The sequence below is a fragment of the Pseudomonas sp. GW821-FHT07B01 genome (assembly GCF_059419065.1).
This window is the reverse complement of the sequence record NZ_JBWKRA010000010.1, coordinates 65,326-90,456: the sequence shown is the minus strand read 5'-3', so window position 1 is coordinate 90,456 and position 25,131 is coordinate 65,326. Positions and strand designations below refer to the sequence as shown.

General features: G+C 59.9%; 25 protein-coding genes. 8 read left to right on the top strand and 17 right to left on the bottom strand.

Annotation, left to right across the window (positions count from 1 at the left end; genetic code table 11):
* Positions 1-2: 2 nt before the first annotated feature.
* From gatB to AC07S6_RS13350, 4 genes are read left to right on the top strand one after another with little or no spacing between them, the layout of a single operon-like run.
* Positions 3-1,448, top strand: coding sequence for an Asp-tRNA(Asn)/Glu-tRNA(Gln) amidotransferase subunit GatB (gene gatB, locus AC07S6_RS13365; RefSeq protein ID WP_495112472.1), 1,446 nt, complete (start codon positions 3-5; stop codon positions 1,446-1,448).
* 54 nt (positions 1,449-1,502) lie between these two features.
* On the top strand, positions 1,503-1,874 hold the full coding sequence (locus tag AC07S6_RS13360) for a septal ring lytic transglycosylase RlpA family protein (RefSeq protein WP_034126298.1): 372 nt from the start codon (positions 1,503-1,505) through the stop codon (positions 1,872-1,874).
* 59 nt (positions 1,875-1,933) lie between these two features.
* Positions 1,934-2,980 carry a calcium/sodium antiporter gene (locus AC07S6_RS13355; RefSeq protein WP_186607427.1) on the top strand — a complete coding sequence of 349 codons (1,047 nt, stop codon included), beginning with the start codon at positions 1,934-1,936 and terminating at the stop codon, positions 2,978-2,980.
* The gene (locus tag AC07S6_RS13350; RefSeq protein WP_034126296.1) at positions 2,977-3,360 is read left to right on the top strand and encodes a carboxymuconolactone decarboxylase family protein; all 384 of its coding nucleotides are present in this window, start codon (positions 2,977-2,979) and stop codon (positions 3,358-3,360) included. Before AC07S6_RS13355 ends, AC07S6_RS13350 begins: the two co-directional genes overlap by 4 nt.
* Before the next feature lie 124 nt (positions 3,361-3,484).
* On the opposite strand, the gene AC07S6_RS13345 is transcribed toward AC07S6_RS13350, so the two are convergent.
* The 5 genes from AC07S6_RS13345 to kdgD form a co-directional block, all read right to left on the bottom strand.
* The gene (locus AC07S6_RS13345) at positions 3,485-4,426 is read right to left on the bottom strand and encodes an AEC family transporter (RefSeq protein ID WP_034126295.1); all 942 of its coding nucleotides are present in this window, start codon (positions 4,424-4,426) and stop codon (positions 3,485-3,487) included.
* 187 nt (positions 4,427-4,613) lie between these two features.
* Positions 4,614-6,167, bottom strand: coding sequence for a galactarate dehydratase (gene garD, locus AC07S6_RS13340; RefSeq protein WP_495112471.1), 1,554 nt, complete (start codon positions 6,165-6,167; stop codon positions 4,614-4,616).
* Between the two features lie 10 nt (positions 6,168-6,177).
* A complete protein-coding gene (locus tag AC07S6_RS13335; protein ID WP_003188541.1) occupies positions 6,178-7,542 on the bottom strand; it encodes an MFS transporter in 1,365 nt (454 codons plus the stop codon).
* 183 nt (positions 7,543-7,725) lie between these two features.
* A complete protein-coding gene (locus AC07S6_RS13330) occupies positions 7,726-9,171 on the bottom strand; it encodes an aldehyde dehydrogenase family protein (RefSeq protein ID WP_495112470.1) in 1,446 nt (481 codons plus the stop codon).
* 54 nt (positions 9,172-9,225) lie between these two features.
* Positions 9,226-10,137 (bottom strand): 5-dehydro-4-deoxyglucarate dehydratase, encoded by a 912-nt coding sequence (kdgD, locus tag AC07S6_RS13325; RefSeq protein WP_003188537.1) that lies wholly within the window; start codon positions 10,135-10,137, stop codon positions 9,226-9,228.
* Positions 10,138-10,370: 233 nt separating this feature from the next.
* On the opposite strand from kdgD, the gene AC07S6_RS13320 reads away from it, so the two are divergent.
* Positions 10,371-11,528, top strand: coding sequence for a phospholipase (locus AC07S6_RS13320; protein ID WP_495112469.1), 1,158 nt, complete (start codon positions 10,371-10,373; stop codon positions 11,526-11,528).
* Between the two features lie 141 nt (positions 11,529-11,669).
* Here the strand turns inward: AC07S6_RS13320 and AC07S6_RS13315 are convergent, their stop codons facing one another.
* The 8 genes from AC07S6_RS13315 to rplM form a co-directional block, all read right to left on the bottom strand.
* Positions 11,670-12,419 carry a FadR/GntR family transcriptional regulator gene (locus AC07S6_RS13315; protein WP_003188534.1) on the bottom strand — a complete coding sequence of 250 codons (750 nt, stop codon included), beginning with the start codon at positions 12,417-12,419 and terminating at the stop codon, positions 11,670-11,672.
* A gap of 159 nt (positions 12,420-12,578) precedes the next feature.
* Positions 12,579-12,998 (bottom strand): ClpXP protease specificity-enhancing factor, encoded by a 420-nt coding sequence (locus AC07S6_RS13310; protein ID WP_014716912.1) that lies wholly within the window; start codon positions 12,996-12,998, stop codon positions 12,579-12,581.
* 17 nt (positions 12,999-13,015) lie between these two features.
* The gene (locus AC07S6_RS13305; protein WP_003188529.1) at positions 13,016-13,633 is read right to left on the bottom strand and encodes a glutathione S-transferase N-terminal domain-containing protein; all 618 of its coding nucleotides are present in this window, start codon (positions 13,631-13,633) and stop codon (positions 13,016-13,018) included.
* Positions 13,634-13,781: 148 nt separating this feature from the next.
* Positions 13,782-14,561: a cytochrome c1 gene (locus AC07S6_RS13300; RefSeq protein WP_014716911.1), complete on the bottom strand. Its 780-nt coding sequence runs from the start codon at positions 14,559-14,561 to the stop codon at positions 13,782-13,784.
* A complete protein-coding gene (locus tag AC07S6_RS13295) occupies positions 14,561-15,772 on the bottom strand; it encodes a cytochrome b (protein ID WP_003188526.1) in 1,212 nt (403 codons plus the stop codon). The genes AC07S6_RS13300 and AC07S6_RS13295 overlap by 1 nt, the downstream gene beginning before the upstream one ends.
* Entirely contained in the window at positions 15,772-16,365 is a 594-nt protein-coding gene (petA, locus tag AC07S6_RS13290; RefSeq protein ID WP_003188524.1) for a ubiquinol-cytochrome c reductase iron-sulfur subunit, read from the bottom strand. Before petA ends, AC07S6_RS13295 begins: the two co-directional genes overlap by 1 nt.
* 266 nt (positions 16,366-16,631) lie before the next feature.
* Positions 16,632-17,024 carry a 30S ribosomal protein S9 gene (rpsI, locus tag AC07S6_RS13285; protein ID WP_002555064.1) on the bottom strand — a complete coding sequence of 131 codons (393 nt, stop codon included), beginning with the start codon at positions 17,022-17,024 and terminating at the stop codon, positions 16,632-16,634.
* Between the two features lie 14 nt (positions 17,025-17,038).
* Positions 17,039-17,467: a 50S ribosomal protein L13 gene (rplM, locus tag AC07S6_RS13280; RefSeq protein ID WP_003188508.1), complete on the bottom strand. Its 429-nt coding sequence runs from the start codon at positions 17,465-17,467 to the stop codon at positions 17,039-17,041.
* A gap of 250 nt (positions 17,468-17,717) precedes the next feature.
* Here rplM and AC07S6_RS13275 point away from each other — a divergent pair, with 250 nt between their 5' ends.
* Entirely contained in the window at positions 17,718-18,758 is a 1,041-nt protein-coding gene (locus AC07S6_RS13275; RefSeq protein WP_495112468.1) for an NADP(H)-dependent aldo-keto reductase, read from the top strand.
* Positions 18,759-18,902: 144 nt separating this feature from the next.
* On the opposite strand, the gene AC07S6_RS13270 is transcribed toward AC07S6_RS13275, so the two are convergent.
* A complete protein-coding gene (locus AC07S6_RS13270) occupies positions 18,903-20,039 on the bottom strand; it encodes an acyl-CoA dehydrogenase family protein (protein ID WP_054897031.1) in 1,137 nt (378 codons plus the stop codon).
* Between the two features lie 220 nt (positions 20,040-20,259).
* On the opposite strand from AC07S6_RS13270, the gene AC07S6_RS13265 reads away from it, so the two are divergent.
* Complete coding sequence (locus AC07S6_RS13265) at positions 20,260-21,180, top strand: GlxA family transcriptional regulator (RefSeq protein ID WP_169918830.1); 921 nt, start codon at positions 20,260-20,262, stop codon at positions 21,178-21,180.
* A gap of 138 nt (positions 21,181-21,318) precedes the next feature.
* Here AC07S6_RS13265 and zapE read toward each other — a convergent pair whose 3' ends face one another.
* The 3 genes from zapE to AC07S6_RS13250 form a co-directional block, all read right to left on the bottom strand.
* Complete coding sequence (zapE, locus tag AC07S6_RS13260; protein WP_003188500.1) at positions 21,319-22,413, bottom strand: cell division protein ZapE; 1,095 nt, start codon at positions 22,411-22,413, stop codon at positions 21,319-21,321.
* 79 nt (positions 22,414-22,492) lie between these two features.
* Positions 22,493-23,848 carry a tryptophan--tRNA ligase gene (locus AC07S6_RS13255; RefSeq protein WP_495112467.1) on the bottom strand — a complete coding sequence of 452 codons (1,356 nt, stop codon included), beginning with the start codon at positions 23,846-23,848 and terminating at the stop codon, positions 22,493-22,495.
* 16 nt (positions 23,849-23,864) lie between these two features.
* On the bottom strand, positions 23,865-24,494 hold the full coding sequence (locus tag AC07S6_RS13250; RefSeq protein ID WP_073843252.1) for an alpha/beta hydrolase: 630 nt from the start codon (positions 24,492-24,494) through the stop codon (positions 23,865-23,867).
* A 146-nt stretch (positions 24,495-24,640) separates the two neighbouring features.
* On the opposite strand from AC07S6_RS13250, the gene AC07S6_RS13245 reads away from it, so the two are divergent.
* Positions 24,641-25,078, top strand: coding sequence for a Z-ring associated ZapG family protein (locus AC07S6_RS13245; protein ID WP_003171734.1), 438 nt, complete (start codon positions 24,641-24,643; stop codon positions 25,076-25,078).
* Positions 25,079-25,131 lie beyond the last annotated feature (53 nt).

The window sequence follows — 25,131 nt, the reverse complement described above, 5'->3', positions numbered from 1 at the left end:
CTATGCAATGGGAAGTTGTGATCGGGCTGGAGATTCATACCCAGCTCGCCACCCAATCGAAGATTTTCTCCGGTAGCGCCACCACGTTCGGCTCCGAGCCCAATACCCAGGCCAGCCTGGTCGACCTGGGCATGCCCGGCGTGCTGCCGGTGCTGAACCAGGAAGCGGTGCGCATGGCCGTGATGTTCGGCTTGGCGATTGACGCCGAAATCGGCCAGCACAACGTGTTTGCGCGCAAGAACTACTTCTACCCGGACCTGCCCAAGGGCTACCAGATCAGCCAGATGGAACTGCCGATTGTCGGCAAGGGCCACCTGGACATTCCCCTGGAAGACGGCACCATCAAGCGCGTCGGCGTCACCCGTGCACACCTGGAGGAAGACGCCGGCAAAAGCCTGCACGAAGAATTCCCGGGCGCTACCGGTATCGACCTGAACCGTGCTGGCACGCCGCTGCTGGAGATCGTGTCCGAGCCGGACATGCGCAGCGCCAAGGAAGCCGTGGCCTACGTCAAGACCATCCACGCGCTGGTGCGCTACCTGGGCATCTGCGACGGCAACATGGCCGAAGGCTCGCTGCGTTGCGACTGCAACGTGTCGATCCGCCCCAAGGGCCAGGTCGAGTTCGGCACCCGCTGCGAGATCAAGAACGTCAACTCGTTCCGCTTCATCGAGAAGGCGATCAACAGCGAAGTACGTCGCCAGATCGAGCTGATCGAGGACGGCGGCAAGGTGATCCAGCAAACGCGCCTGTACGATCCGAACAAAGACGAAACCCGCGCCATGCGCAGCAAAGAGGAAGCCAACGACTACCGTTACTTCCCCGACCCTGACCTGTTGCCAGTGGTGCTGGAGGATTCCTTCCTCAATGACATCCGCGCCACCCTGCCGGAACTGCCGCAGCAAAAACGCGAGCGCTTCCAGGAGCAGTTCGGCCTGTCGGTCTACGATGCCAGCGTCCTGGCCTCCAGCCGTGAACAAGCCAACTACTTCGAAAAAGTCGTGAGCATTGCCGGGGACGCCAAGCTGGCGGCCAACTGGGTGATGGTCGAGCTGGGCAGCCTGTTGAACAAACAGGGCCTGGAAATCGACGAAGCGCCGGTCACCGCCGAACAACTGGGTGGCATGCTGCTGCGCATCAAGGACAACACCATCTCCGGCAAAATTGCCAAGACCGTGTTCGAAGCGATGGCCGCCGGTGAAGGCAATGCCGACGAGATCATCGAGAAGCGTGGCCTCAAGCAAGTCACCGACAGCGGCGCGATCTCGGCCGTCCTCGATGAAATGCTCGCGGCTAATGCCGAACAGGTCGAGCAATACCGCGCCGCAGACGAAACCAAGCGCGGCAAGATGTTCGGCTTCTTTGTCGGCCAGGCGATGAAAGCCTCCAAGGGCAAAGCCAACCCGCAACAGGTGAACGAACTGCTCAAAAGCAAGCTCGAAGGCTGATCCATGATCGTTCCCACGCTCTGCGTGGGAACGATCCAACGGGGACATCTTGAAATGAAGCGTCTACTCGGCCTCCTGGCCCTGTCCTCCCTGCTGGCCGGTTGCGCCAGCGGCCTCATCGACCCCAACGGCTACGACGAAACCGGCACCGCGTCCTATTACGGCGCCAAGCACCATGGCAAGAAAACCGCCAGCGGTGAACCTTTCAACCAGAACGCCTTGACCGCCGCCCATCGGCGCCTGCCCTTCGGTACGCAGGTCAAGGTGACCAACCTCGACAACAACCGTTCTGTCGTGGTGCGTATCACTGATCGCGGCCCGCATACCCGTGGCCGCCTGATCGACGTTTCACGCAAAGCTGCCGAGCAGTTGCGCATGCTGCGCAGCGGTACCGCACGGGTACGCGTGCAAGCCCTGAACAACTGATCGAGGCAGCCTTGAGCATTTTCGGATTGAACGCCCTCTCACCCTGGAGCCTGCTCGAACTGGTGGGCGGCCTGATCTTGCTGATCATCGGCGCTGAAATCCTGGTACGCGCCGCAGTACGCCTGGCGGCGAGCCTCAAGGTGCGGCCACTGATCATCGGCTTGAGCATCGTCGCCTTCGGCAGCAGTGCGCCGCAGATGACCGTCAGCCTTCAGGCCACGCTGGCCGGCAACACGGATATCGCTGTGGGCAGTGTCATCGGCAGCAGTATCTTCAACATCCTCGTGACCCTGGGTTTGTCCGCACTGATCATTCCGTTGCGGGTCTCGCGGCAACTGGTGCGCGTAGATATCCCGGTGATGATCGTCGCCGGCCTGCTGGTATTTATCCTGGCGGCTAACGAAATGCTGACGCCCTTCGATGGCGCCGTGCTGCTGGTGGCGCTGGTGGCCTACCTAGGCGTATTGCACTACCAGACGCGTCATTCCCGCCGCCCGCGCACTCTGGACACCGTGGCGAAGGCGCCATGGCTGAGCAGTGTGCTGCTGATGCTCGGCGGTTTGCTGGTGCTGGTGCTGGCCGGGCATTTGTTGCTCGGCGCAGCGGTGGATGTAGCGGGCGATCTCGGATTGTCGGAGCGCGTCATCGGCCTCACGTTGATCGGCGTCGGCACCTCGCTGCCGTGCCTTGCCACGTCGCTGATCGCCGCGTTGCGTGGCGAACGGGAGATCGCCGTGGGCAACGTGATCGGCAGCAACCTGTTCAACCTGCTCGGCGTGCTGGGCTTCACCGCACTGGTGGCGCCGACGCCGCTGTCGGTCTCGCCCAACGCCCTGGACTTCGATTTACCGGTGATGCTCGGCGCCATCATCCTGTGCCTGCCGGTGTTCTATACCGGCTATCGGGTAACACGTATCGAAGGGCTGGTGCTGCTGGGGCTGTACCTGGCGTACGGTCTGCATGTCATGGCCTTCACCACTGGCATGCCGCTGGCCAACAAGCTTGAACAATTGATGCTGTATTACGTCCTGCCAGCGTTAGGGGCTCTGCTGTTGTTCACCTCACTGCGCGCCTGGCACCGCCAACACAAGAGGGAATCGCAATGACCGAACAGAAAAAACCCGGGGTTGAAGTACGTCGCCAGGTCATGGGCGATGCGTTCGTCGACCGCGCCCTGGGTAATGCCACGGCGTTCACCCAACCGCTGCAGGACTTCGTCAATGAGCACGCGTGGGGCAGCGTCTGGAACCGCGAAGGGTTACCGCTCAAGACCCGCAGCCTGATCACCCTCGCCGCCCTCACCGCCCTCAAGTGCCCGCAGGAACTCAAGGGCCATGTGCGCGGTGCGCTGAATAATGGCTGTACGGTGGAGGAGATCCGCGAAGCGCTGCTGCATTGCGCGGTGTATGCAGGGGTGCCGGCGGCGATTGATGCGTTTCGGGCGGCGCAGGAAGTGATTGAGGCGTATCAGGCCGATCAGCAGTGACTGTCCTGTAGCTATCGCAGGCAAGCCAGCTCCCACACTTGAGGGTATTCACACGTCCACATGTGGGAGCTGGCTTGTCGGGTCGCCGCATCGCTGCGATAGGGCCTCAAGCTGCCCGCCGATTTCAGATCCAACCACCCGCCTGCAACACAAAAATCCCGATATTCGTGGTCACCGCCGCCATCAACGTGGTGATCACGATAATCGCGGCCGCCAGCTCATGATTACCCTGCGCCGCCCGAGCCATCACAAAGCTTGCGGCGGCGGTCGGCGCGCCGAAATACAGAAACAGAATCCCCAACTCCGGCCCTCGGAACCCCAGCAACCAAGCGCCCAACGTGGCGATCACTGGTAGCCAGATCATCTTCATCAGGCTCGCGCTCAATGCCATGTTGCCGCTCTTGCGCAGCGCGGCCATGGACAAGGTGCCACCGATGCAAATCAACGCCAGCGGCAACGTGGTATCGGACAGGTACTGCAAGGATTTCTCAAGCCAGCCGGGCACGCCGATCTGGAAGTACGCGAACGGCGTGGCGACGATCACGCTGATAATCAGCGGGTTGGCCAATACACTTTTGAAGATGCTCCACGGGTCGGACTTGATCACCGGGCTATAGACCGCTAGCACAATGGTCGACAGCGTGTTGTAAAAGAGGATCACCAGCGCGGCGAGGATCGCGCCCAGCGATATACCGTAGTCGCCGTACATACTGGCCGCCAGTGCCAGGCCGATGACCCCGTTATTGCCACGAAACGCGCCTTGGGCGTAGATGCCTCGGTCTTCGCGCTTGCAGCGAAAGATCGCCCAACCCCAGGCCACGGCAAAGCTCACCAGGGTGGCGACGCAGAAGTAGATGAGCAGGCCCGGCTTGAGCGCCGAGTGCAGGTCGGCATGCAGAATGCCAAGGAACAGCAGCGCCGGCATGGCCACGTTGAACACCAGGGACGATGCGGTGTGGATAAAGTTGTCATTGATCCAGTTGATGCGCTTTAGAAACACGCCCAGGAACAGCATGGCAAACACCGGCGCGGTGATGGTGAGGGTGGTGAGGAAGATTGCCAGCATGCCGGGGAGAACCTTGGTGGGCGTCGTTAGTTGGCTAATGATAAGCCAGTCCGAGCGGGTTCGTGTGGGCAACGCCATTCAAATGTGGGAGCTGGCTTGCCTGCGATGGCGATATGTCAGCCGATGCACTCATAATTGATGCACCGCTATCGCAGGCAAGCCAGCTCCCACAGGTTAGCGCCTGGTTTCAGGTAATCGGCGCCGGGTTGAACAGCGTGATGTCGTTATGCAGCTTATGCCGCTCTGCCCAGGTCTGCTTCTTGCCGCTGGCCACATCCAGATAGAAGTGGAACAGCTCCCAACCCAGCTCCTCGATACTCGCCCGACCCGTCGCAATGCGCCCGGCGTCGATATCGATCAGGTCCGGCCAACGCTGGGCCAGTTCGGTGCGGGTGGAGACCTTCACCACCGGCGCCATCGCCAGCCCGTACGGCGTGCCGCGCCCGGTGGTGAACACGTGCAGGTTCATCCCCGCCGCCAGTTGCAAGGTGCCGCAGACAAAATCACTGGCCGGTGTGGCGCAAAAGATCAGGCCCTTTTCCTTGAAGCGCTCGCCAGGGCCAAGCACGCCGTTGATGGCACTGCTGCCGGATTTGACGATGGAGCCCAACGACTTCTCGACAATATTCGACAGCCCGCCCTTCTTGTTACCCGGGGTGGTATTGGCGCTGCGGTCTGCCTCGCCCTTGGCCAGATAACGGTCGTACCAGTCCATTTCCCTGACCAGCTCGCGGGCGACGTCCTGGTTCTGCGCGCGTGAGGTCAGCAGGTAAATCGCGTCACGTACTTCAGTCACTTCGGAAAACATCACCGTCGCGCCAGCGCGCAGTAACAGATCCGAGGCATACCCCAGCGCCGGGTTGGCAGTGATCCCGGAAAACGCATCGCTGCCGCCGCACTGCATGCCCAGGATCAACTCGGAGGCCGGCACGGTTTCGCGGCGGCGCTGGTCGAGTTTCTTCAAGCGCACGTCGGCCAGGGCCATGATCTGCTCGATCATTTCAGTAAAGCCGTGGCTGGAATCCTGCAAGCGATACAGCCATGGCTCGCTGAGGTCCACGGAGCTGTCGTTATCGTGCATCACCTGCCCTGCCTGAAGCTTTTCGCAGCCCAGGCTGATCACCAAGGCCTCGCCGCCCAGGTTGGGGTTGCGCGCCAGGTTGCGCACGGTGCGGATGGGGATATAGGCATCCGTCGCCGTAATCGCCACGCCGCAGCCGTAGCTGTGGGTCAGCGCCACCACGTCATCGACATGCGGGTAGTTGGGCAGCAACTCGTCCTTGATGCGCTTGACCGCATGGTCCAGCACGCCGGTCACGCATTGCACGGTGGTGGTAATGCCGAGGATATTGCGCGTGCCCACGGTGCCGTCCGCATTGCGATAGCCCTCGAAGGTAAACCCCTCCAGGGGCGCCTGGGTTTCAGGCACCTCGGTGGACAGCGGCAAGCTGTCCAGCGGCGGTGCGGTGGGCATGCGCAACTGGTCCTCCTGCACCCAACTGCCGCGAGGAATCGGCGCCAGGGCATAACCGATGGTCTGGCCGTAGCGAATAATCTGGCCGCCCTCGGGGATGTCTTCCAGCGTCACCTTGTGGCTCTGCGGGATGAAATCCACGGTGACCAGGCCGTCGGGAAACTCGGTACCGGCGGGTACCCCTTGATCGTTCACCACGATCACCACATTGTCGCGCTCGTGCAAACGTATCGAGCGCGGCGAGTCGGCATGTTCAATCAACTGCATCACACGAACCTCAGGAATGCGCTTGAGAAAGGTTGGTCAACTCAGGGCCCTGGGTAGGCGGCTCCTTGAGCACCACGCGCTTGATCGGGCCGACAATCACCAGGTAACTGAACACCGCCACCAGCGCGTTGGCGCCGACGAACACCAGGGCCCATTTGAACGAGCCGGTGGTGCTGATGATGTAGCCAATCACAATCGGCGTGGTGATCGACGCCAGGTTACCGAAGGTGTTGAACAAGCCGCCACTGAGCCCGGCGATTTGTTTCGGCGAAGTGTCGGACACCACTGCCCAACCCAATGCGCCAACGCCTTTGCCGAAGAAGGCCAAGGCCATGAAGCCCACCACCATCCATTCGATGTCCACGTAATTGCACGCCACGATGCTGCTGGAAATCAGCAGGCCACCGATGATCGGCGCCTTGCGTGCGAAGGTCAGCGAATGGCCTTTGCGCAGCAGGTAGTCGGAAATCACCCCGCCGAGCACCCCGCCGATAAAGCCGCAGATCGCCGGTAACGAGGCAATGAATCCGGCCTTGAGGATGGTCATGCCACGCTCCTGCACCAGGTACACCGGAAACCAGGTCAGGAAGAAGTAGGTGATGCCGTTGATGCAGTACTGGCCCAGGTAGACGCCGAGCATCATGCGGTTGGTCAGGAGCTGGCGGATGTAATCCCACTTCGGCCCGTCGGTTTTCTTACCCTTGCCCTTGTCCTGATCCATATCGACCATCGCGCCATTGGCGGCGATGTGATTGAACTCGGCCTCGTTGATCATCGGATGCTGGCGCGGGCTGTGGATAACTTTCAGCCAGATCAGCGAGAAAACAATGCCGATCACGCCCATCACGATAAACACGTGCTGCCAGCCAAAGCGATAGACGATCCAGCCCATCAACGGCGCGAACAACACCGTGGCGAAATACTGGGCCGAGTTGAAGATCGCCGACGCAGTGCCGCGTTCCGCCGTAGGAAACCACGCCGCAACAATACGGGCATTTCCCGGAAACGACGGCGCCTCGGCCAAGCCCACCATAAAGCGCAGCATGAACAGCGCGACCACCGCAGTGGAGACGCCAAACTCACCGACATAGCCTTGCAGCACGGTGAACAGCGACCAGGTGAAGATGCTCAGGGCATAGACTTTTTTCGAGCCGAAACGGTCGAGCAGCCAGCCACCGGGAATTTGCCCGGCCACGTAGGCCCAACCGAATGCAGAGAAGATATAACCGAGGGTGACCGCGTCGATGCCGAGGTCTTTTTGCAGGCTGGAGCCGGCGATAGCGATGGTGGCCCGGTCGGCGTAGTTGATCGTGGTCACCAGGAACAGCATGAGCAGGATCAAATAGCGGACATGGGTCGGCTTGGTCGCTTGCATGTAGAAGTACTCCCACTAATTATTTTTTTTGCGGGTAATCATTTTTTTTGCCCTGGAAACCGCACTATGTGGGAGCCGGGCTTGCCCGCGATGCAGGCACCTCGGTGTGTCAGCGAGACCGAGGTGAGGCTATCGCAGGCAAGCCAGCTCCCACCTGGAGCCGGTGCCACGGGGTGCTGCGTGTTACGAACCGATGTAGCTGGTTTTCACCACGGTGTAGAACTCTTGCGCATAGCGACCTTGCTCACGCGAACCGTAGGATGAGCCCTTACGGCCACCAAATGGAACGTGGTAATCCACCCCCGCCGTCGGCAGGTTGACCATCACCATCCCAGCCTGGGAGTGGCGCTTGAAGTGGTTGGCATATTTGAGCGAGGTGGTGGCGATGCCGGCCGACAAGCCGAACTCGGTGTCATTGGCCATGGCCAGCGCCGCCTCGTAGTCCGCCACGCGCACCACGTTGGCCACCGGGCCGAAGATCTCTTCACGGCTGATGCGCATCGCCGCTTCACTGTCGGCAAACAGTGTGGGCGCCAGGTAATAGCCTTCGGTGTCGCAGGTGACCAGGCCGCCACCGCTCACCAGCCGGGCGCCTTCGCTCTGGCCGATGTCGATGTATTTCATGTCCTGATCCAACTGGGCCTGGGACACCACCGGGCCAATGTCGGTACCACTATGCAAAGCGTGGCCGACCTTGATCGACTTCATGCGCTCGGCCATGGCGGCGACAAACTGGTCGTGGATCCCCGCGGTGACAATCAAGCGGCTCGACGCGGTGCAACGCTGGCCGGTGGAGTAGAACGCACTCTGTACCGACAGCTCGACGGCCTGCTTGAGGTCGGCATCGTCGAGAATGATCTGCGGGTTCTTGCCACCCATCTCCAACTGCACCTTGGCCTGGCGCGATACACAGCTGACGGCGATCTGACGCCCAACACCTACAGACCCGGTGAAACTGATGCCATCGACTTTCGGGCTGTTGACCAGCACGTCGCCGACCACACGGCCACTGCCCATCACCAGGTTGAACACACCGGTGGGGAAACCGGCGCGGGAGATGATTTCGGCCAAGGCCCAGGCGCAGCCCGGCACCAGCTCGGCAGGCTTGATCACCACGCAGTTGCCGTAGGCCAGGGCCGGGGCGATTTTCCACGCGGGGATGGCGATCGGGAAGTTCCACGGGGTGATCAGGCCCACCACACCTAGGGCTTCGCGGGTCACTTCAACGTTGACGCCCGGGCGCACCGAAGGCACGTAATCGCCCGACAGGCGCAGGCACTCACCGGCGAAGAATTTGAAAATATTGCCGGCGCGGGTCACTTCACCAATGGCTTCGGGGAGGGTCTTGCCCTCTTCGCGGGCCAGCAGGGTGCCGAGTTCTTCACGACGGGCGAGAATCTCGCTGCCGACTTTATCCAGCGCATCGTGACGCGCCTGGATACCGGAGGTGGACCACGCCGGGAACGCGGCGCGGGCAGCGTCGATGGCCGCGTTGACTTGGGCCACGTCGGCTTTGGCATATTCGCCAATGGCGTCGGACACATCCGAGGGGTTGATGTTGGTGCAGTAGTCGGCGCCGGTTACCCATTCACCATTGATGTAGTTCTCAAAACGCTTTGCTTGGGACACGAATCTTCTCCTGACGCAAAAGGCCGCTGATTGCTCAGCGGCCTTGTGGATAATTTATTGCGCGCCTTGCTTGTCAATCAGCGCGGCGAGGGCTTCGTACTCTTCCGGCAGCAGGTCGGTCAGTGGCGTGCGCACGGGGCCGGCGTCATAACCGACGATTTTCGCACCGGCCTTGACGATGCTCACCGCGTAACCGGCCTTGCGATTACGGATATCCAGGTACGGCAGGAAGAAGTCGTCGATGATCTTGCCGACGGTGGCGTGATCTTCGCGGGCAATGGCATGGTAGAAATCCATCGCCGTCTTGGGGATGAAGTTGAACACCGCCGAGGAGTACACCGGCACGCCAAGGGCCTTGTAGGCCGCGGCGTAAACCTCTGCGGTCGGCAAGCCACCGAGGTAGCTGAAACGGTCGCCCAGGCGACGGCGGATCGACACCATCAGCTCGATATCACCCAGGCCATCCTTGTAGCCGATCAGGTTCGGGCAACGCTCGGCCAGGCGCTCCAGCAGCGGTGCGGTCAGGCGGCAGACATTGCGGTTGTACACCACCACGCCGATCTTGACCGACTTGCACACGGCTTCAACGTGGGCGGCAACCCCGTCCTGGCTGGCTTCGGTGAGGTAGTGCGGCAGCAGCAGCAACCCTTTGGCGCCGAGGCGTTCGGCCTCTTGGGCGTACTCGATGGCTTGGCGGGTAGCACCGCCCACACCGGCCAGGATCGGCACGCTGGACGCGCAGGTATCCACGGCGGTTTTCACCACCTGGGAATATTCGCTGGCCGCCAGGGAGAAAAACTCACCTGTGCCGCCTGCGGCGAACAAGGCGCTGGCGCCATAAGGGGCCAGCCATTCCAGGCGCTTGATGTAACCCGCCTGGTGGAAATCACCCTGGGCGTTGAAATCGGTCACCGGGAAAGACAGCAGACCGTGGGAGAGGATGGACTTCAGTTCTTGTGGATTCATTATTCGAACACCCTGGGCGAAGACTTTCTAACGAAAGGTTGTTGTTGGTTTTGATGATGTCGTACGTCATCGTACAACTATAAATAAATTCGTCAACTGCAATTCATCCGGCGTACTCCTGCGAAGGCTTAAGACGCGGCTCTTGACGTAGGAAATTTCTCACCTATGATTCTGATAACTGTATGAATATACAGTTATCACCGAAGATTCCTACGACATAGCAAGGAGCTAACATGTCAGGTCTTGAACTCGCAGCACCCGAAAAAAACCCGCCTACCCTGCGTTTCGAAGGCGGTGAACACACCGCCATCGGCGATGACACCCTGCTTCGCTTCAGCAAGGACGCCCCGGCCATCCCTGCGCGCCAAGTCGAACTGCACCTGCCCAACGGGCTCGCGCTGACCTATGGTCAAGTAATCGCCCTGGGCGGCGACTTCTATGGCATCCCCGGCCAACCGATCAGCGATGGCAACTCCCCGTCCGAGCGCGTGCAACGCTTCACCGCCGCTTTCAACTCTCTCGCCGTGTTGCCCGCTTCACGGCAAGAAGCGCAGAAGATCCTGGTGGTGATGCAAAAGGAGATCAACGCCGTCAACCAGGCGATCAAGGACGGCAAACAGCCGCACGAAGCCTACGACGCCCTGGGTGATACGTTGTCCGAAGAGTGGAACCGCATCACCGGCGGCGGCAGCGCTGTTTCGGCCCTCGTGCCACTGGGCCGCTACTTGAAACTGGCAGCGGACAACGCCGACCACTTCGGTGAGTGGGCCTTGTCGGCCTACATGGCCGGCCATACGGCAGCACTGCAACAGGCAGTGGTGGCCCATCAGACCGGCACCGACCAGGCGCTGGAATTGGCTTACGCCATGAACAGCTTTGCCGATCACTTTTTGACCGATCTGTTTTCCGCCGGCCACCTGCGGGTACCGCGTAAACAACTGGCGGCAGTGGTGACGCCAGGAGAACTCGGCTCGCTGATCAGCCGCTTCATGCACGATGAAGACAGTAAATTCGGGCTCAAGGTGCGCAATGCCATGGGCGCTCAGTGGCATGCCTACGGCGACAAGCGCTACTTCGACAACATTGACGCCGACAATCGCGTGCAGGTCAAACGGGCAGTACAGGCCTCGGCAGATGAAATCTTCGAAACCTTCATCAGCGGCATCGCGCCCTCCCCGGCTGAATTCAAGGCACCGCTGTATGTGCCCGACCTGAACGCCGCGCAAAACCCGGCGAATAACTTCTCGCCGCTGTTCAAGATGGAGGGGGACAAGGTGCTGCGGCGCAAGGACGTCAACGATTTGAACGACAAGCACTGGACCAATGATTGGTGGGGGTGGAGTACGTATTTGCTGCTTAAAGACTACAAGCCAAACCAACCCGCCAACTAACGGCTGGCATGATCGTTCCCACGCTCTGCGTGGGAATACAGCCTATGACGCTCCGCGTCACCCTGCGAGGGCTTGAGAAATTCACGCGCATCGGGACGCGGAGCGTCCATAGAGGCGTTACCACGCAGAGCGTGGGAACGATCAGCCCCGCTGCGCCTCTGCCTCTTCATGGGCATGGCGCAGTCGCTCGCGACTGTTGGTCAAATGCAAGCGCATCGCCGCCCGTGCCGCATCCGAATCCTGGCGGGCAATCGCCTCGTAGATCTCTTCGTGTTCGCGGCTCAAGCGGCTCATGTAGTGCTGTTGGTCATCATGGGCCAGGCGCGCCGAATTCAGGCGGGTACGCGGAATGATGCTGGTGCCCAGGTGGGTCATGATGTCGGTGAAGTAGCGGTTGCCGGTAGACAGCGCAATTTCCAGGTGGAAGGCAAAGTCCGACGCCACCGCATCGCCGGCGTGGGCCGCACTTTCATTCAAGGCATCAAGGGCCGCACGCATGGCCGCCAGTTGCTCATCGCTGCGACGCAGCGCCGCGAGGCCCGCAGACTCCACTTCCAGGCTGATACGCAACTCCAGAATCGCCAGCACATCACGCAAGGTCACCACGGTGGCCGGGTCTATGCGAAAACCGCTGGGGCTTGGCGTGTCCAGCACGAAGGTGCCGATACCATGGCGAGTCTCGACCTGCCCCGCCGCCTGCAGGCGCGAGATGGCTTCACGCACCACCGTCCGGCTGACGCCATGGGCGTCCATGATCGCCGACTCGGTGGGCAACTTGTCGCCGCGTTTGAGCTGGCCATCGCGGATCTGCTCGGACAACACCGTGACCAATTCCTGGGCAAGGCTGCGGCGCTTGCGGGGAAGACGTGGGGCGGCGCTGGCGTTTTCCATGATGAACCATCTTTCTCGACGAACTAAAGACCGCATCATAGCCCATGGTGGTTGTACGATCACCGTTCTGGCGCGACTTTCATCCATATCCTTCACGCAAAAAAAATGCCCCGACAGACGTCGGGGCATTTTTCAGATGGGTCTGTAAGCGAAATCCGCCTACTTCACCACTTTCAAGCTTGGCCGACCGCTAGGGCGCGGCGGCTCGGTATCCGGTGGCGGTACATCATCACCGTCTTCGCCTTCGATCGTTTCGTCATCCTCTAAAGGCGACTCCAGATCGAACACCATGCCCTGGCCATTTTCCCGGGCGTAGATCCCGAGGATGGCACCGATGGGCACGAACAGCGTATGGGGCACACCACCGAAACGCCCTTCGAAGCTCACCGCTTCGTTGTCCATGTGCAGGTGGCGCACGGCACTGGGCGATACATTCAGCACAATTTGCCCGTCACTGGCAAAACCCTGGGGTACCTGAACCGCAGGAAATTCGGAATTGACCAGCATGTGCGGGGTGCAATCGTTGTCCACAATCCACTCATAGAGCGCGCGGACCAGGTAAGGTCGACTGGAGTTCATCAACGGCTCCTTAAGCCTTAGCGCATATCGCGTTCGGCGCCAGACAGACTCGCCTGGAAAGCCTCACGCGCAAACTGGCGCTCCATGTAATCAAGCAACGGCTTGGCCGGCCGTGGCAGTTCAATGCCCAGAATCGGCAAGCGCCAGAGTATGGGTAATAGGCAGCAATCCACCAAGCTTTGTTCCTCACTGAGGAAAAAAGGTTTATCGGCGAACAACGGCGAAACGCCGGTGAGGCTCTCACGCAATTCCTTGCGCGCCTGCACCCGAGCGGCTTCTTTGGAACGCGAATCCAGAATCACATCCACCAGCCCGCACCAGTCACGCTGGATCCGATGGATCAGCAGGCGGCTGTTGGCACGCGCCACCGGGTACACCGGCAGCAAAGGCGGATGAGGGTAACGCTCATCCAAGTATTCCATCACCACGGTCGACTCCCACAACGCCAGGTCACGATCGACCAGGGTGGGCAAGCTGCCGTAAGGGTTCACTTCGATCAGCTTCGGCGGCTGACGGCCCGCCTCCACACTGATGATCTCGGCGCTGACACCCTTCTCTGCGAGCACGATGCGTACTCGGTGGGAATAGTGGTCGGCGGGGTCGGAGTAACAGGCCAACCGGTTGGTCACGCCCATGGCGGTCCTCCTCGCTTGTTGAAATTATCGAAAGCTCAAAAACGAGCGCGCCCAGAAAGCATCCCTGTAACGACCGGTTCAAACCGGCGCTACGTGTTCAGAGATGCCGCTGGGCGCGCAAGATTAACAGCAATTGCTTACGGTTGGATCAATGCACATCCTTCCAGTATTCACGCTTGAGCAAATAAGCGAATACGAAGAAGAAAGCCAGGTACAGCAAGACGTAGGTACCGATGCGCTGATGCTGCAGTTTGACCGGGTTGGCCGAGTAGGCCAGGAAGGTCACCAGGTTCTTGACCTTCTCGTCGAACTGCTCTTCGTTCAGCGTACCGGTCTTGGGCACGATGGTCAGTTGATCGCACGCTTCATGGGTCAACGGCGTGCCGGTCAACGGATCATATTGCTTCTTGCCGTCTTCAACGACCTGAACCTGCTTGCATCCTACCACTTGGCGCCCCTGCAGGCCGACCAGAACGTTCGGCATGCCGACGTTCGGGAAGACTTTGTTGTTCACGCCATAGGGGCGTGCAGGGTCTTCGTAGAAGGACTTGAGGTAACCGTAGAGCCAGTCGGTACCGCGTACACGGGCCACCAGGGTAAGGTCGGGCGGTGCGGCGCCGAACCAGGTCTTGGCGTCGGCCGGTTGCATGCCGATGTTCATGTGGTCGCCGATCTTGGCGCCTGTGAACACCGCGTGGCTGAGCATCACTTCATGGGGAATGCCCAGGTCATCGGCAACGCGCTCGTACCGTTGGAACTTGGCGCTGTGGCACCCCATGCAGTAGTTGGTGAATGTACGCAGCCCATCCTGCATGGCGGCTTTGTCAGACACATCGATATCGACTTTTTCCAGCTGCGCACCATGTTCGGCAGCGAAGGACAGTAGCGGCAGTGCCGCAAGCACGAATGCAACGAGTAATTTTTTCATCAGCCAGTCACCCTTTCCGGAACCGGTTTGGTCTTCTCGAGCCGGGTATAGAACGGCATCAGAATAAAGTAGGCGAAGTACAGGAAGGTGCAGACCTGCGACAGCAACGTCCGCTCAGGGGTGGGCGCCAATACACCCAACACACCCAGGATCACGAACGAAATGCAGAACACCCACAGCCAGATCTTGCTCAGCCAGCCTTTGTAGCGCATTGACTTGACCGGGCTACGGTCGAGCCACGGCAGCACGAACAGCACCGCGATGGCCGCGCCCATGGCGATCACGCCCATGAGTTTGTCGGGGATCGCGCGCAAGATCGCGTAGAACGGCGTGAAGTACCAGACCGGGGCAATGTGCTCAGGTGTCTTGAAGGCGTTGGCCTGTTCGAAGTTAGGCTTCTCCAGGAAATAACCACCCATCTCCGGGAAAAAGAACACGATCGAGCAGAACACAAACAGGAACACGACCACGCCGACAATGTCTTTCACGGTGTAGTACGGGTGGAACGGAATGCCATCCAGCGGGATGCCGTTCTCGTCCTTGTGCTTCTTGATGTCCACGCCATCCGGGTTGTTGGAACCCACTTCGTGCAGCGCCAGGATATGCAAGACCACCAGGCCCAGGATCACGATCGGCAAGGCAACCACGTGCAGGGCGAAGAAGCGGTTCAGGGTAATGCCGGAGATCAGGTAGTCACCACGAATCCACTGGGTCAGGTCGTTGCCGATCACCGGGATTGCGCCGAACAGCGAGATGATCACCTGGGCGCCCCAGTACGACATCTGGCCCCAAGGTAGCAGGTAGCCCATAAAGGCTTCGGCCATCAGTGCCAGATAGATCAACATGCCGAAGACCCACACCAGCTCACGAGGCTTCTGGTACGAGCCGTAGAGCAGGCCGCGGAACATGTGCAGGTAGACGACGATAAAGAACGCCGACGCACCGGTGGAGTGCAGCAGGCGCAGGATCGAGCCGTACTCGACATCACGCATGATGTATTCAACAGAGGCAAACGCCTCTTCCGCCGACGGCGTGTAGCTCATCGTCAACCACACGCCGGTGACGATCTGGTTGACCAGCACCAACAAGGCCAGGGAGCCGAAGAAGTAGAAGAAGTTGAAGTTTTTCGGCGCGTAATATTTGCTGAGATGGTCTTCCCACATTTTAGTGGCGGGGAAGCGCGCATCCACCCAATCCATGAACTTGCTCATCACGCGTTCTCCTTGTCGAGGCCAATGACAATGATGTCGTCAGATTCGTAATTGTGAGGAGGAACCGGCAGGTTCAGGGGCGCGGGCTGGGATTTGTAGACGCGGCCGGCGAGGTCATAGTGGGAACCGTGGCACGGGCAGAAATAACCGCCGACCCAGTCTTTGCCCAAGTCGACAGGCGCCACTTCCGGGCGGAAGGTAGGTGAACAACCCAAGTGGGTACACAGACCAACCAGCAGCAGAATCTCTGGCTTGATCGAACGCGCTTCGTTCTTGGCGTAGGCGGGCTGGTCGGACTTTTCGGACGTCGGGTCAGACAGCTGGCCTTCGATCTTCTTCAGATTCCCCAGGATTTCCTCGGTACGACGAACAATGAAAACCGGCTGGCCGCGCCACTCAGCAATCATCTGCTGGCCTGGCTCGATCTTGCTGACATTCACCTTCACCGGTGCACCTGCGGCTTTCGCCTTGGCACTGGGAAACCATGACCCCACGAACGGGACCGCAGCCCCCACCGCTCCTGCAGCACCCACCACGGATGTGGCTGCTACCAAGAAGCGACGCCGGCCTGCATTCACGCCGTCATTGCTCATTCAGTCCTCTCCCATCAGCTTTTTGGCCTGTTAAATCAGGCGTCTACTAAGTGTTGAATCTTTACTTATAAAAATTTTGACGGATGGTAATGAAAAGCCCCACGTATGACAAGGGAATTGCCCGGGGCTCCGCCTCCAGGCCTTGTAGTATAGGGGGTCTACGGATGTGGCAAGTTGTCACGGCGAAAAATGTGCATAAATCGCAGGCAATAAAAAACGCCCAGCTCCGTGAGGAGGCTGGGCGTTTTTGTGGAACGTAAAGCGAATTAACGCTTCGAGTACTGCGGACGCTTACGCGCTTTACGCAGACCGACTTTCTTACGTTCAACTTCACGAGCATCGCGAGTCACGAAGCCAGCTTTGCGCAGAGCGCCACGCAGGGTTTCGTCGTACTGCATCAGAGCGCGAGTGATACCGTGGCGGATTGCGCCAGCTTGACCACTTACACCGCCACCGATAACGGTGACGTAGATGTCGAACTTTTCAACGGTCTCGGTCAATTCCAGCGGCTGACGAACTACCATGCGGGCAGTTTCGCGACCGAAGAAGTTGTCCAGGGAGCGGTTGTTGATCGAGATGTTACCAGTGCCCGGACGCAGGAAAACGCGTGCGGTTGCGGTTTTGCGACGGCCAGTGCCGTAATTTTGAGTCGCCGACATAATGAACTATTCCGTTAAAACTTCAGTTCTTGGGGCTGCTGAGCAGCATGAGGGTGTACAGCGCCCGCATAGACTTTCAGCTTGCGAAACATATCGCGACCCAGTGGGCCCTTAGGCAGCATGCCTTTGACCGCGATTTCGATCGGGGCTTCAGGCTTCTTGGCAATCAGGCCTTCGAAGTTGGAAGACTTGATACCGCCTGGGAAACCGGAGTGACGGTAGTACATTTTGTCGCTTGCTTTGTTGCCGGTTACACGAACCTGCTCAGCGTTGATGATGACGATGTAGTCGCCGGTATCAACGTGCGGGGTGTATTCAGGCTTGTGCTTGCCACGCAGACGGCTGGCGACTTCAGTGGCCAGACGACCCAGGGTCTGACCAGCGGCGTCGACGACAAACCAGTCGCGCTGAACTGTTTCCGGTTTTGCAGTAAAAGTTGTCATTCTTTAATAGCCTCAGGGGCCGCCTGTAAATTTAGACGGCGGATCTTACTGAATAGTGCGTACTTTGACAAGGTCAAAGGCAGCCGGATACAGACGCTATCGGGGGCTCGGGTCGGCGCGTCCGTTCAACGGCAAGATTCTTCGGCAGGCGGCGCATCACTTCCACTGCAGAAAGAGGTGGGCAATTATGCAGATTGCGAAAAAAAATTCAACCTGCTTTTATGATTGTTTTACCCCGAAGGAGTACCCGATGGATTACCGACAGCTGGGCCGCACCGATCTGAATGTCAGCGCGATCGCGTTGGGCACCATGACCTGGGGCGAGCAGAACAGCGAGGCAGAGGCCTTCGCGCAGATCGAACGGGCCAAGGCCGCGGGGATCAACTTCCTCGACACTGCAGAAATGTACCCGGTGCCGCCCAAGGCCGACACCTACGCCACCACCGAGCGCTACATCGGCAACTACTTCAAAAGCCGTGGTGACCGCGCCGACTGGATCCTTGCCAGCAAAATCGCCGGCCCCGGCAACACCATCGACTATATCCGCGATGGCCACCTGCGCCACAACCGCAAGCACATTGGCGCAGCCCTCGACGCCAGCCTCAAGCGCCTGCAGACCGAGTGGATCGACCTCTACCAACTGCACTGGCCGGAGCGCAGCACCAACTTCTTCGGCCAGTTGAGCTACAAGCACAAGGACGAAGACGACCTCACCCCACTGGAGGAAACGCTCGAAGCCCTGGATGAACAGGTAAAGGCCGGCAAGATCCGCCACATTGGCCTGTCCAACGAAACGCCGTGGGGCACCATGAAGTTCCTCGCCCTGGCCGAAGCCCGCGGCTGGCCACGTGCAGTGTCGATCCAGAACCCCTACAACCTGCTCAACCGCAGCTTTGAAGTGGGCCTGGCGGAGGTTGCCATTCGTGAGCAGTGCGGCTTGCTGGCCTATTCGCCTTTGGCGTTCGGCATGCTCAGTGGCAAGTACGAAAATGGCGCTCGCCCGGCCAAGGCGCGCCTGACCGAGTACAGCCGCTTCAGCCGCTACTTCAACCCGCAATCGGAAGCGGCGTGCAGCCGGTATGTGGCGTTGGCGCGCGAGCATGGCCTGGACCCGGCGCAGATGGCGCTGGCGTTTGTGACACAGCAGCCGTTTGTGACCAGCAATATCATTGGGGCCACATCACTGGAACAACTGGACAGCAACATCGCCAGTGCCGAACTGAAATTGTCGAAAGAGGTGCTGGAAGGGATTGAGGCGATTCAGAAGGATCATCCGAATCCAGCACCTTGATTGATCCGCACTGATCGTTCCCACGCTCTGCGTGGGAATGCCGCCTCGGACGCTCTGCGTCCGCTTTCAGAGTCGTGACGCGGAGCGTCACATGAGGCGTTCCCACGCGGAGCGTGGGAACGATCAATCAAGAGCACCTAACAATCAAAGCGCCCGCGCAATGATCTCTTTCATGATCTCATTGGTCCCCGCATAAATGCGCTGCACCCGCGCATCCGCCCAGGCCCGGGCAATCGGGTATTCCCACATGAAGCCGTAGCCGCCATGCAACTGCACGCACTCATCGAGCACCTTGCATTGCAGGTCCGTGGCCCAGTACTTGGCCATCGCCGCTGTGGGCACGTCCAGCTTGCCTTCCAGATGCAAGGCCATGCACTGATCGACAAACACGCGGCCAATCTGAATCTCGGTGGCCATCTCCGCCAGCTTGAACCGGGTGTTCTGGAAATCGGCAATCGCCTTGCCGAACGCCTTGCGCTCTCGCGTGTACTCGAGGGTCCATTGCAACGCCGCTTCGGCTGAAGACAGCGCGCCAATCGCCACGGTCAGGCGTTCTTGTGGCAGTTCCTGCATCAGGTAGGCAAAGCCCATGCCCGCCTGGCCCAGCAGGTTTTCCTTGGGCACGCGCACATCCTGGAAGAACAGCTCCGAGGTGTCCTGCGCCTTCATGCCGACTTTCTCAAGGCGCTTGCCCTTGTCGAAGCCCGGCGTGTCGGCTTCCACCAGGAACAGGCTGGTGCCCTTGGCGCCCGCCTTGGGATCGGTCTTGGCGACGACAATCACCAGATCAGCCAGGTAGCCGTTGGTGATAAAGGTCTTGGAGCCGTTGATCACATACTCATCGCCGTCCAGCACTGCGCTGGTCTTGACCCCTTGCAGGTCAGAACCGGCGCCCGGCTCGGTCATGGCAATGGCCGTGACCATCTCCCCGGAGATCAACTTGGGCAGGTACTTGTGCTTCAGTGCTTCACTGCCGTAATGCAGGATGTAAGGCGCGACGATATCCGAGTGCAGGGAAAAGCCGATGCCGGTCAAACCCAGGCGGCTGACTTCTTCGATCACCACCGCGCTGTAGAGAAAATCCGCGCCCAGCCCGCCATATTCCTCTGGCAGGTGGGAACACAACATGCCCGCCTCCCCCGCCTGGTTCCACAGGTTACGTTCGATATAGCCCTGCTTTTCCCATTGCCCATGGAAGGGCACGGCGTGCTTTTCGAGAAAGGTGCGCACGCTCTCACGGAAGAGTTCGTGCTCCGAGCTGAACAAGGTTCTGGGGATCATGGGTCACCTGCGTGGATTGTCGGACAAGGACGAGCCCACAGAGCCTATGCCCCGAAGGCGTCACGGGACACTGGACACATGCGACAAAAAATAAGACGATCCAGCCGTCTGGTGACCACTTTCCCCTATAAGAATAAATGAAATTATGTCTAACCAAATCTCCACGCCGTTGCGGCGCGTCAGCATTTTGGCCATTGATCGGGTATTCGCTTCAACCCTCATGCAAGCCAAGGATTTCTTCCATCTCGCCAGCCTGCGCCATGGCAAACAGCAAGGCCTGGGCCTGACTCCAGGGTTCGAAACGCGCCTGGTCAGCCCCGACGGCCAGTCCGTGCGCAGCTTCAGCGATGTGATCATGCCGGTGGACGGCGGCCTCGAAGACGCCGACATCATTGTGCTGCCAGCTTTCTGGGACGACTTCGATGCCCTGTGCTCGCGCTACCCGCAAGTGCTGCCGTGGCTGCGCGAACAGCACGCCCGCGGCGCCGTACTCTGCGGCGAGGCCACCGGGGTGTTCTGGCTGGCCGAAGCCGGGCTGCTCGATGGCAAGGAGGCGACCACCTACTGGCGCTTCTTCAATGCCTTCAGCGAGCGTTTCCCCAAGGTGCAGCTCAATCAGGACAAGCACCTCACGGATGCCGATAACCTGTATTGCGCCGGTGGCACCACGTCGGCCTGCGACCTTTATATCTACCTGATCGAACGCTTCTGCGGCGCCAACATCGCCCAGGCGGTGGCCCGCGACATTCTCTATGAGGTGCAGCGCAACTATTCACCGGGGCGGATCGGGTTTGGCGGGCAGAAGCTGCATCAGGACGTGATCATCCTGCAGATCCAGCATTGGCTTGAAGAGCACTTTGCCGACAAATTCCGCTTTGAAGACGTCGCCCGGGAACACGGCATGAGCATCCGCAACTTCATGCGCCGCTTCCAGACCGCGACCGGTGACAAGCCGCTGCATTACCTGCAACGCCTGCGCATCGAGACCGCCAAGGGCCTGCTCTCGGGCAGCCGCAAGAGCATCAAGACCATCAGCTACGAGGTGGGTTACGACGATGCGAGTTTCTTTGCGCGGTTGTTCAGGCAGCACACGGAGTTGTCGCCGAACCAGTACAGGCAGCAATTCCAGCAAGCCGCCTGACCTCAGACCAACACAAACCATTGTGGGAGCTGGCTTGCCTGCGATGACGGTGTATCAGCCAGCCTATAGTTGGCTGATACACCCCCATCGCGGGCAAGCCCGGCTCCCACATTAGATCTCCATTGAGCCGGAGATTGATTAAGGCTTGTGCCCGCGCGACAGGAACTCGTGGGACTGCATTTCCAGCAAACGGCTCAGGGTGCGCTGGAATTCGAAATTCAAGCGGCCGCCGGTATAGAGGTCCTTGAGTTCGACTTCCGCCGAGATGATCAGCTTGACGTTACGGTCGTAGAACTCATCGACCATGTTGATGAACCGTCGGGCGATATCGTCGGTGGTCACGCCCATCTGTTCCACACCACTCAAGATCACGGCGTGGAAGATCTTGCCCAGCTCGATGTAATCGTTCTGGCTGCGTGGCCCGTCGCACAGTTGGCGGAACTCGAACCAGGCCACGTCATCGCAGGTGCGCAGCGCGATGATTTCGCGGTTCTCGATCATCAGCTTGTCGTTTTCCACCGCTTGCGTGCATTCCGGCGTCAGCGCACGGAAGCTTTTCTTCAGGCTTTCGTGCGCCGCTTCGTTGAGCGGGAAGTGGAACAGCTCGGCTTGCTCCAGGTGACGCAAGCGGTAGTCGACGCCGCTGTCGACGTTGACGATATCGGTGTTCTGCTTGATCAGCGCAATGGCCGGCAGGAAGCGCGCACGTTGCAGGCCGTCCTTGTACAGGCCATCGGGCACGATGTTCGACGTGGCCACCAGGGTCACACCGTTCTTGAACAGTTCTTCCATCAGCGTGCCAAGGATCATGGCGTCGGTGATGTCGGAGACGAAGAATTCATCGAAGCAGATCACCCGGGCCTCTTGGGAGAAACGCTTGGCGATGATGGTCAGCGGGTTTTTCTCGCCCGGCAGGGTCTTCATCTCTTCGTGCACGCGCTTCATGAAGCGGTGGAAGTGCGTACGCACCTTTTCCTTGAACGGCAGCGCTTCAAAGAAGGTGTCTACCAGGTAAGTCTTGCCACGGCCCACGCCGCCCCAGAAATACAGGCCCTTGACCGGCGTGTGGTCTTTCTTGCCAAACAGCTTGCTGAACATCCCTGGCTTGCTTTGCGACGCGGCCACGAGGTCCTCGTACAGGCGCTGCAAATGACGCACGGCATTTTCCTGGGCCGCGTCGTGGAAGAACTCGGGGCGTTTCAGATCAGCTTGATATCGTTCTAGGGGCGTCATAATTTCGTTAGCAAGGCAACAAAAACGGGCCGACACTGTAACGACGGCCCTGGATAATGGCAATCAACCCTTGGTCGGGTTAATCCTCGATTGGGGTTAACGCAGCGCGCAAGGCTTCGATGGCCGCGTCACGCGATGCTTGATCGGCGTACTCGGCGCTGTCAGCGACTGCGGCGCCGTCCAGCCATACGCTGAAGCCCAGGGCCTCGGCGCGCACGTCCAGCGCATCACCACTTTGCAGTTGCTTGGTCACCGCGCCGGCTGCTTTGCCATCGGCAAAGTTGCGCGACAGCAGCAGTTGCTCGCCATCAGCGGCCAGCAGGCGGAAGCGGAAGCTGCCATCGTCTTCACGGAAGCTCACAAACCGTGCAGCCCTCGCTGCTTTTTTCTTGGTGGCGACCGGCGCCGCCGCCTGGTTGACGAACGAACGCAGGCCCACCGCTTCACGCAGCTCGGCCAGGAACGGTGCCGCCACAGCGCGGGCCTTCTTGGCGCCGACCTGCAGCAGGTCCTCCATGTCCGATGGGCGCGCCATCAGTTGATGGTAACGCTCGCGCGCTTCGCCGAGCTGGCCGTCGAGCAGTTGGAACAGACGGTTCTTCGCCTCGCCCCAGCCCAGGCCTTCTAGCAACTGACCACGGAATTCGGCTTCCTGGGCCTTGGTCGCGAACGCCTGGTACAGGGTGAACAGGTGCGAATTGTCCGGGTCCTTGGCTTCGCCTGGCGCGCGCGAGTCGGTGACGATCCGCGAGATCGCGTCCTTCATGTCCTTGGCGCTGGTGAACAACGGGATGGTGTTGTCGTAGCTCTTGGACATCTTGCGACCATCCAGGCCTGGCAAGGTGGCCACGCTTTCTTCGATCAACGCCTCGGGCATGGTGAAGAATTCTTTACCGTTGCCGAACAGGTGGTTGAAGCGCTGGCCGATGTCGCGGGCCATTTCCACGTGCTGGATCTGGTCGCGGCCCACCGGCACCTTGTGCGCGTTGAACATCAGGATGTCCGCTGCCATCAGCACCGGGTAGCTGTACAGGCCCATGCTGATCCCCGCATCCGGGTCTTCGCCGTTCTCCACGTTCTTGTCCACCGAGGCCTTGTAGGCATGGGCGCGGTTGAGCAGGCCCTTGGCGGCAACGCAGGTCAGCAGCCAGGTCAGCTCCGGAATTTCCGGGATGTCCGACTGGCGGTAGAAGGTCACCCGGTTCACATCCAGGCCACCGGCCAGCCAGGTCGCGGCGATTTCCATACGCGAGCGCTGGATGCGCTGCGGGTCATCGCATTTGATCAGGGCGTGGTAGTCGGCCAGGAAGTAGAAGGAATCGGCATTCGCGTCTTCGCTGGCGAGGATCGCCGGGCGAATCGCACCGGCGTAGTTGCCCAGGTGCGGCGTGCCGGTGGTGGTGATGCCGGTGAGGATACGGGTACGGGTCGTCATGGGTGATCGCTTGTCATCAATTCGAAAGGCGTGGCAGCACCAGATCCTTGAGATCGGTCAGCTTGCCGTGGAAAAAGTGTCCGCATTCTGCCACTTTCAGCAACTCATGGGGGCGTTTGAGGGCGGCGGACCAGTCGTACACCAGCTGCGGGTCAACCACTTCGTCGCTTTCCGGTTGGATCAGGGTCAACGGGCAGCCCAGCGGTAACGCGTCGGTATCGCGCAGGCGCATCACCGCAGCGGCAATCATGAACAGGTGTGCGAGCTTTTCACCTTTGGCTTCCAGGCGGCCGCCGAGGCTGGCGGCCACATACCCACCGAAAGAAAAACCCAGCAAGGTGATCGGCAGGTCCGGGTGTTTTTCCCGCAGCCAGGTGGCGGCCGCTTCAGCATCGTCGACCTCACCGGTGGCCATATCGTGAGTACCGGCGCTGGCACCCACACCACGGTAATTGAAACGCAAAGTAATCAAACCCGCATCGCGGGCAGTGCGTTGCAGGGTCGAGACGACTTTATTGAGCATGGTCCCACCCTGCACGGGGTTAGGGTGGCAAACCAGCGCCAGGCCACGTGGTTCGGGGTGATCCAGGTACAAGGCTTCCAATTGGCCCACCGGGCCATCGATCAAAACGGGGGTTTCACGCATGAGCAAGGATGAACTCCGTGACCTCTCAAGGGGTCGACTCGTCTAGCTAAAAGTCTGTGCATGGCATCATTGCGAGCTTAATCGCGGTATACAGCGCAGGTTTGAGCCGTTAACGTAAAGCAAAGCCGTTTATAGAGGAAGGACTCGTGGAACACTCGCTCTTAGTTTGGTTGTTGCCGACTCTTGCCCTGGTTGCCGGTGTCGCCATTGGTTTCCTGGTTGCCCGCCTGCTGCCGAATGCCGCGCCTAACCGCACGCAGCGTCAGCTGGATGACATTCAGGAACGTTTTGACAGTTATCAGAACGAGGTTGTTACCCACTTCAACAGCACCGCGACCCTGGTCAAGAAGCTCACCCAGAGCTACCAGGAAGTACAGGATCACCTCGCCGATGGCGCTAACCGCCTGGCCCTCGACGACATCACCCGCCAGCGCCTGCTGGCCGCGCTGCATTCCGATGCACCGCAAACCCCACGGGAACGCCTGACCCCGCCTCGGGAAAACCAGGAGCCACCACGGGACTACGCGCCAAAGACGCCGAACGCTCCAGGCATGTTGGATGAGCATTACGGCTTGAAGAAGTAAGTCATCTTCGGGCAATAAAAAAGCCCGGCTGATCGATGATCAGCCGGGCTTTT

Bases quoted from the DNA above. Each gene is read 5' to 3' on its own strand.
- gatB (WP_495112472.1), top strand. From the start codon at position 3: ATGCAATGGGAAGTTGTGATCGGGCTGGAGATTCATACCCAGCTCGCC.
- AC07S6_RS13360 (WP_034126298.1), top strand. From the start codon at position 1,503: ATGAAGCGTCTACTCGGCCTCCTGGCCCTGTCCTCCCTGCTGGCCGGT.
- AC07S6_RS13350 (WP_034126296.1), top strand. From the start codon at position 2,977: ATGACCGAACAGAAAAAACCCGGGGTTGAAGTACGTCGCCAGGTCATG.
- AC07S6_RS13345 (WP_034126295.1), bottom strand. From the start codon at position 4,426: ATGCTGGCAATCTTCCTCACCACCCTCACCATCACCGCGCCGGTGTTT.
- garD (WP_495112471.1), bottom strand. From the start codon at position 6,167: ATGCAGTTGATTGAACATGCCGACTCGCCGCGCTCGATACGTTTGCAC.
- AC07S6_RS13335 (WP_003188541.1), bottom strand. From the start codon at position 7,542: ATGCAAGCGACCAAGCCGACCCATGTCCGCTATTTGATCCTGCTCATG.
- kdgD (WP_003188537.1), bottom strand. From the start codon at position 10,137: ATGAATCCACAAGAACTGAAGTCCATCCTCTCCCACGGTCTGCTGTCT.
- AC07S6_RS13320 (WP_495112469.1), top strand. From the start codon at position 10,371: ATGTCAGGTCTTGAACTCGCAGCACCCGAAAAAAACCCGCCTACCCTG.
- AC07S6_RS13315 (WP_003188534.1), bottom strand. From the start codon at position 12,419: ATGGAAAACGCCAGCGCCGCCCCACGTCTTCCCCGCAAGCGCCGCAGC.
- AC07S6_RS13310 (WP_014716912.1), bottom strand. From the start codon at position 12,998: ATGAACTCCAGTCGACCTTACCTGGTCCGCGCGCTCTATGAGTGGATT.
- AC07S6_RS13305 (WP_003188529.1), bottom strand. From the start codon at position 13,633: ATGGGCGTGACCAACCGGTTGGCCTGTTACTCCGACCCCGCCGACCAC.
- AC07S6_RS13300 (WP_014716911.1), bottom strand. From the start codon at position 14,561: ATGAAAAAATTACTCGTTGCATTCGTGCTTGCGGCACTGCCGCTACTG.
- AC07S6_RS13295 (WP_003188526.1), bottom strand. From the start codon at position 15,772: ATGAGCAAGTTCATGGATTGGGTGGATGCGCGCTTCCCCGCCACTAAA.
- petA (WP_003188524.1), bottom strand. From the start codon at position 16,365: ATGAGCAATGACGGCGTGAATGCAGGCCGGCGTCGCTTCTTGGTAGCA.
- rpsI (WP_002555064.1), bottom strand. From the start codon at position 17,024: ATGTCGGCGACTCAAAATTACGGCACTGGCCGTCGCAAAACCGCAACC.
- rplM (WP_003188508.1), bottom strand. From the start codon at position 17,467: ATGACAACTTTTACTGCAAAACCGGAAACAGTTCAGCGCGACTGGTTT.
- AC07S6_RS13275 (WP_495112468.1), top strand. From the start codon at position 17,718: ATGGATTACCGACAGCTGGGCCGCACCGATCTGAATGTCAGCGCGATC.
- AC07S6_RS13270 (WP_054897031.1), bottom strand. From the start codon at position 20,039: ATGATCCCCAGAACCTTGTTCAGCTCGGAGCACGAACTCTTCCGTGAG.
- AC07S6_RS13265 (WP_169918830.1), top strand. From the start codon at position 20,260: ATGCAAGCCAAGGATTTCTTCCATCTCGCCAGCCTGCGCCATGGCAAA.
- zapE (WP_003188500.1), bottom strand. From the start codon at position 22,413: ATGACGCCCCTAGAACGATATCAAGCTGATCTGAAACGCCCCGAGTTC.
- AC07S6_RS13255 (WP_495112467.1), bottom strand. From the start codon at position 23,848: ATGACGACCCGTACCCGTATCCTCACCGGCATCACCACCACCGGCACG.
- AC07S6_RS13250 (WP_073843252.1), bottom strand. From the start codon at position 24,494: ATGCGTGAAACCCCCGTTTTGATCGATGGCCCGGTGGGCCAATTGGAA.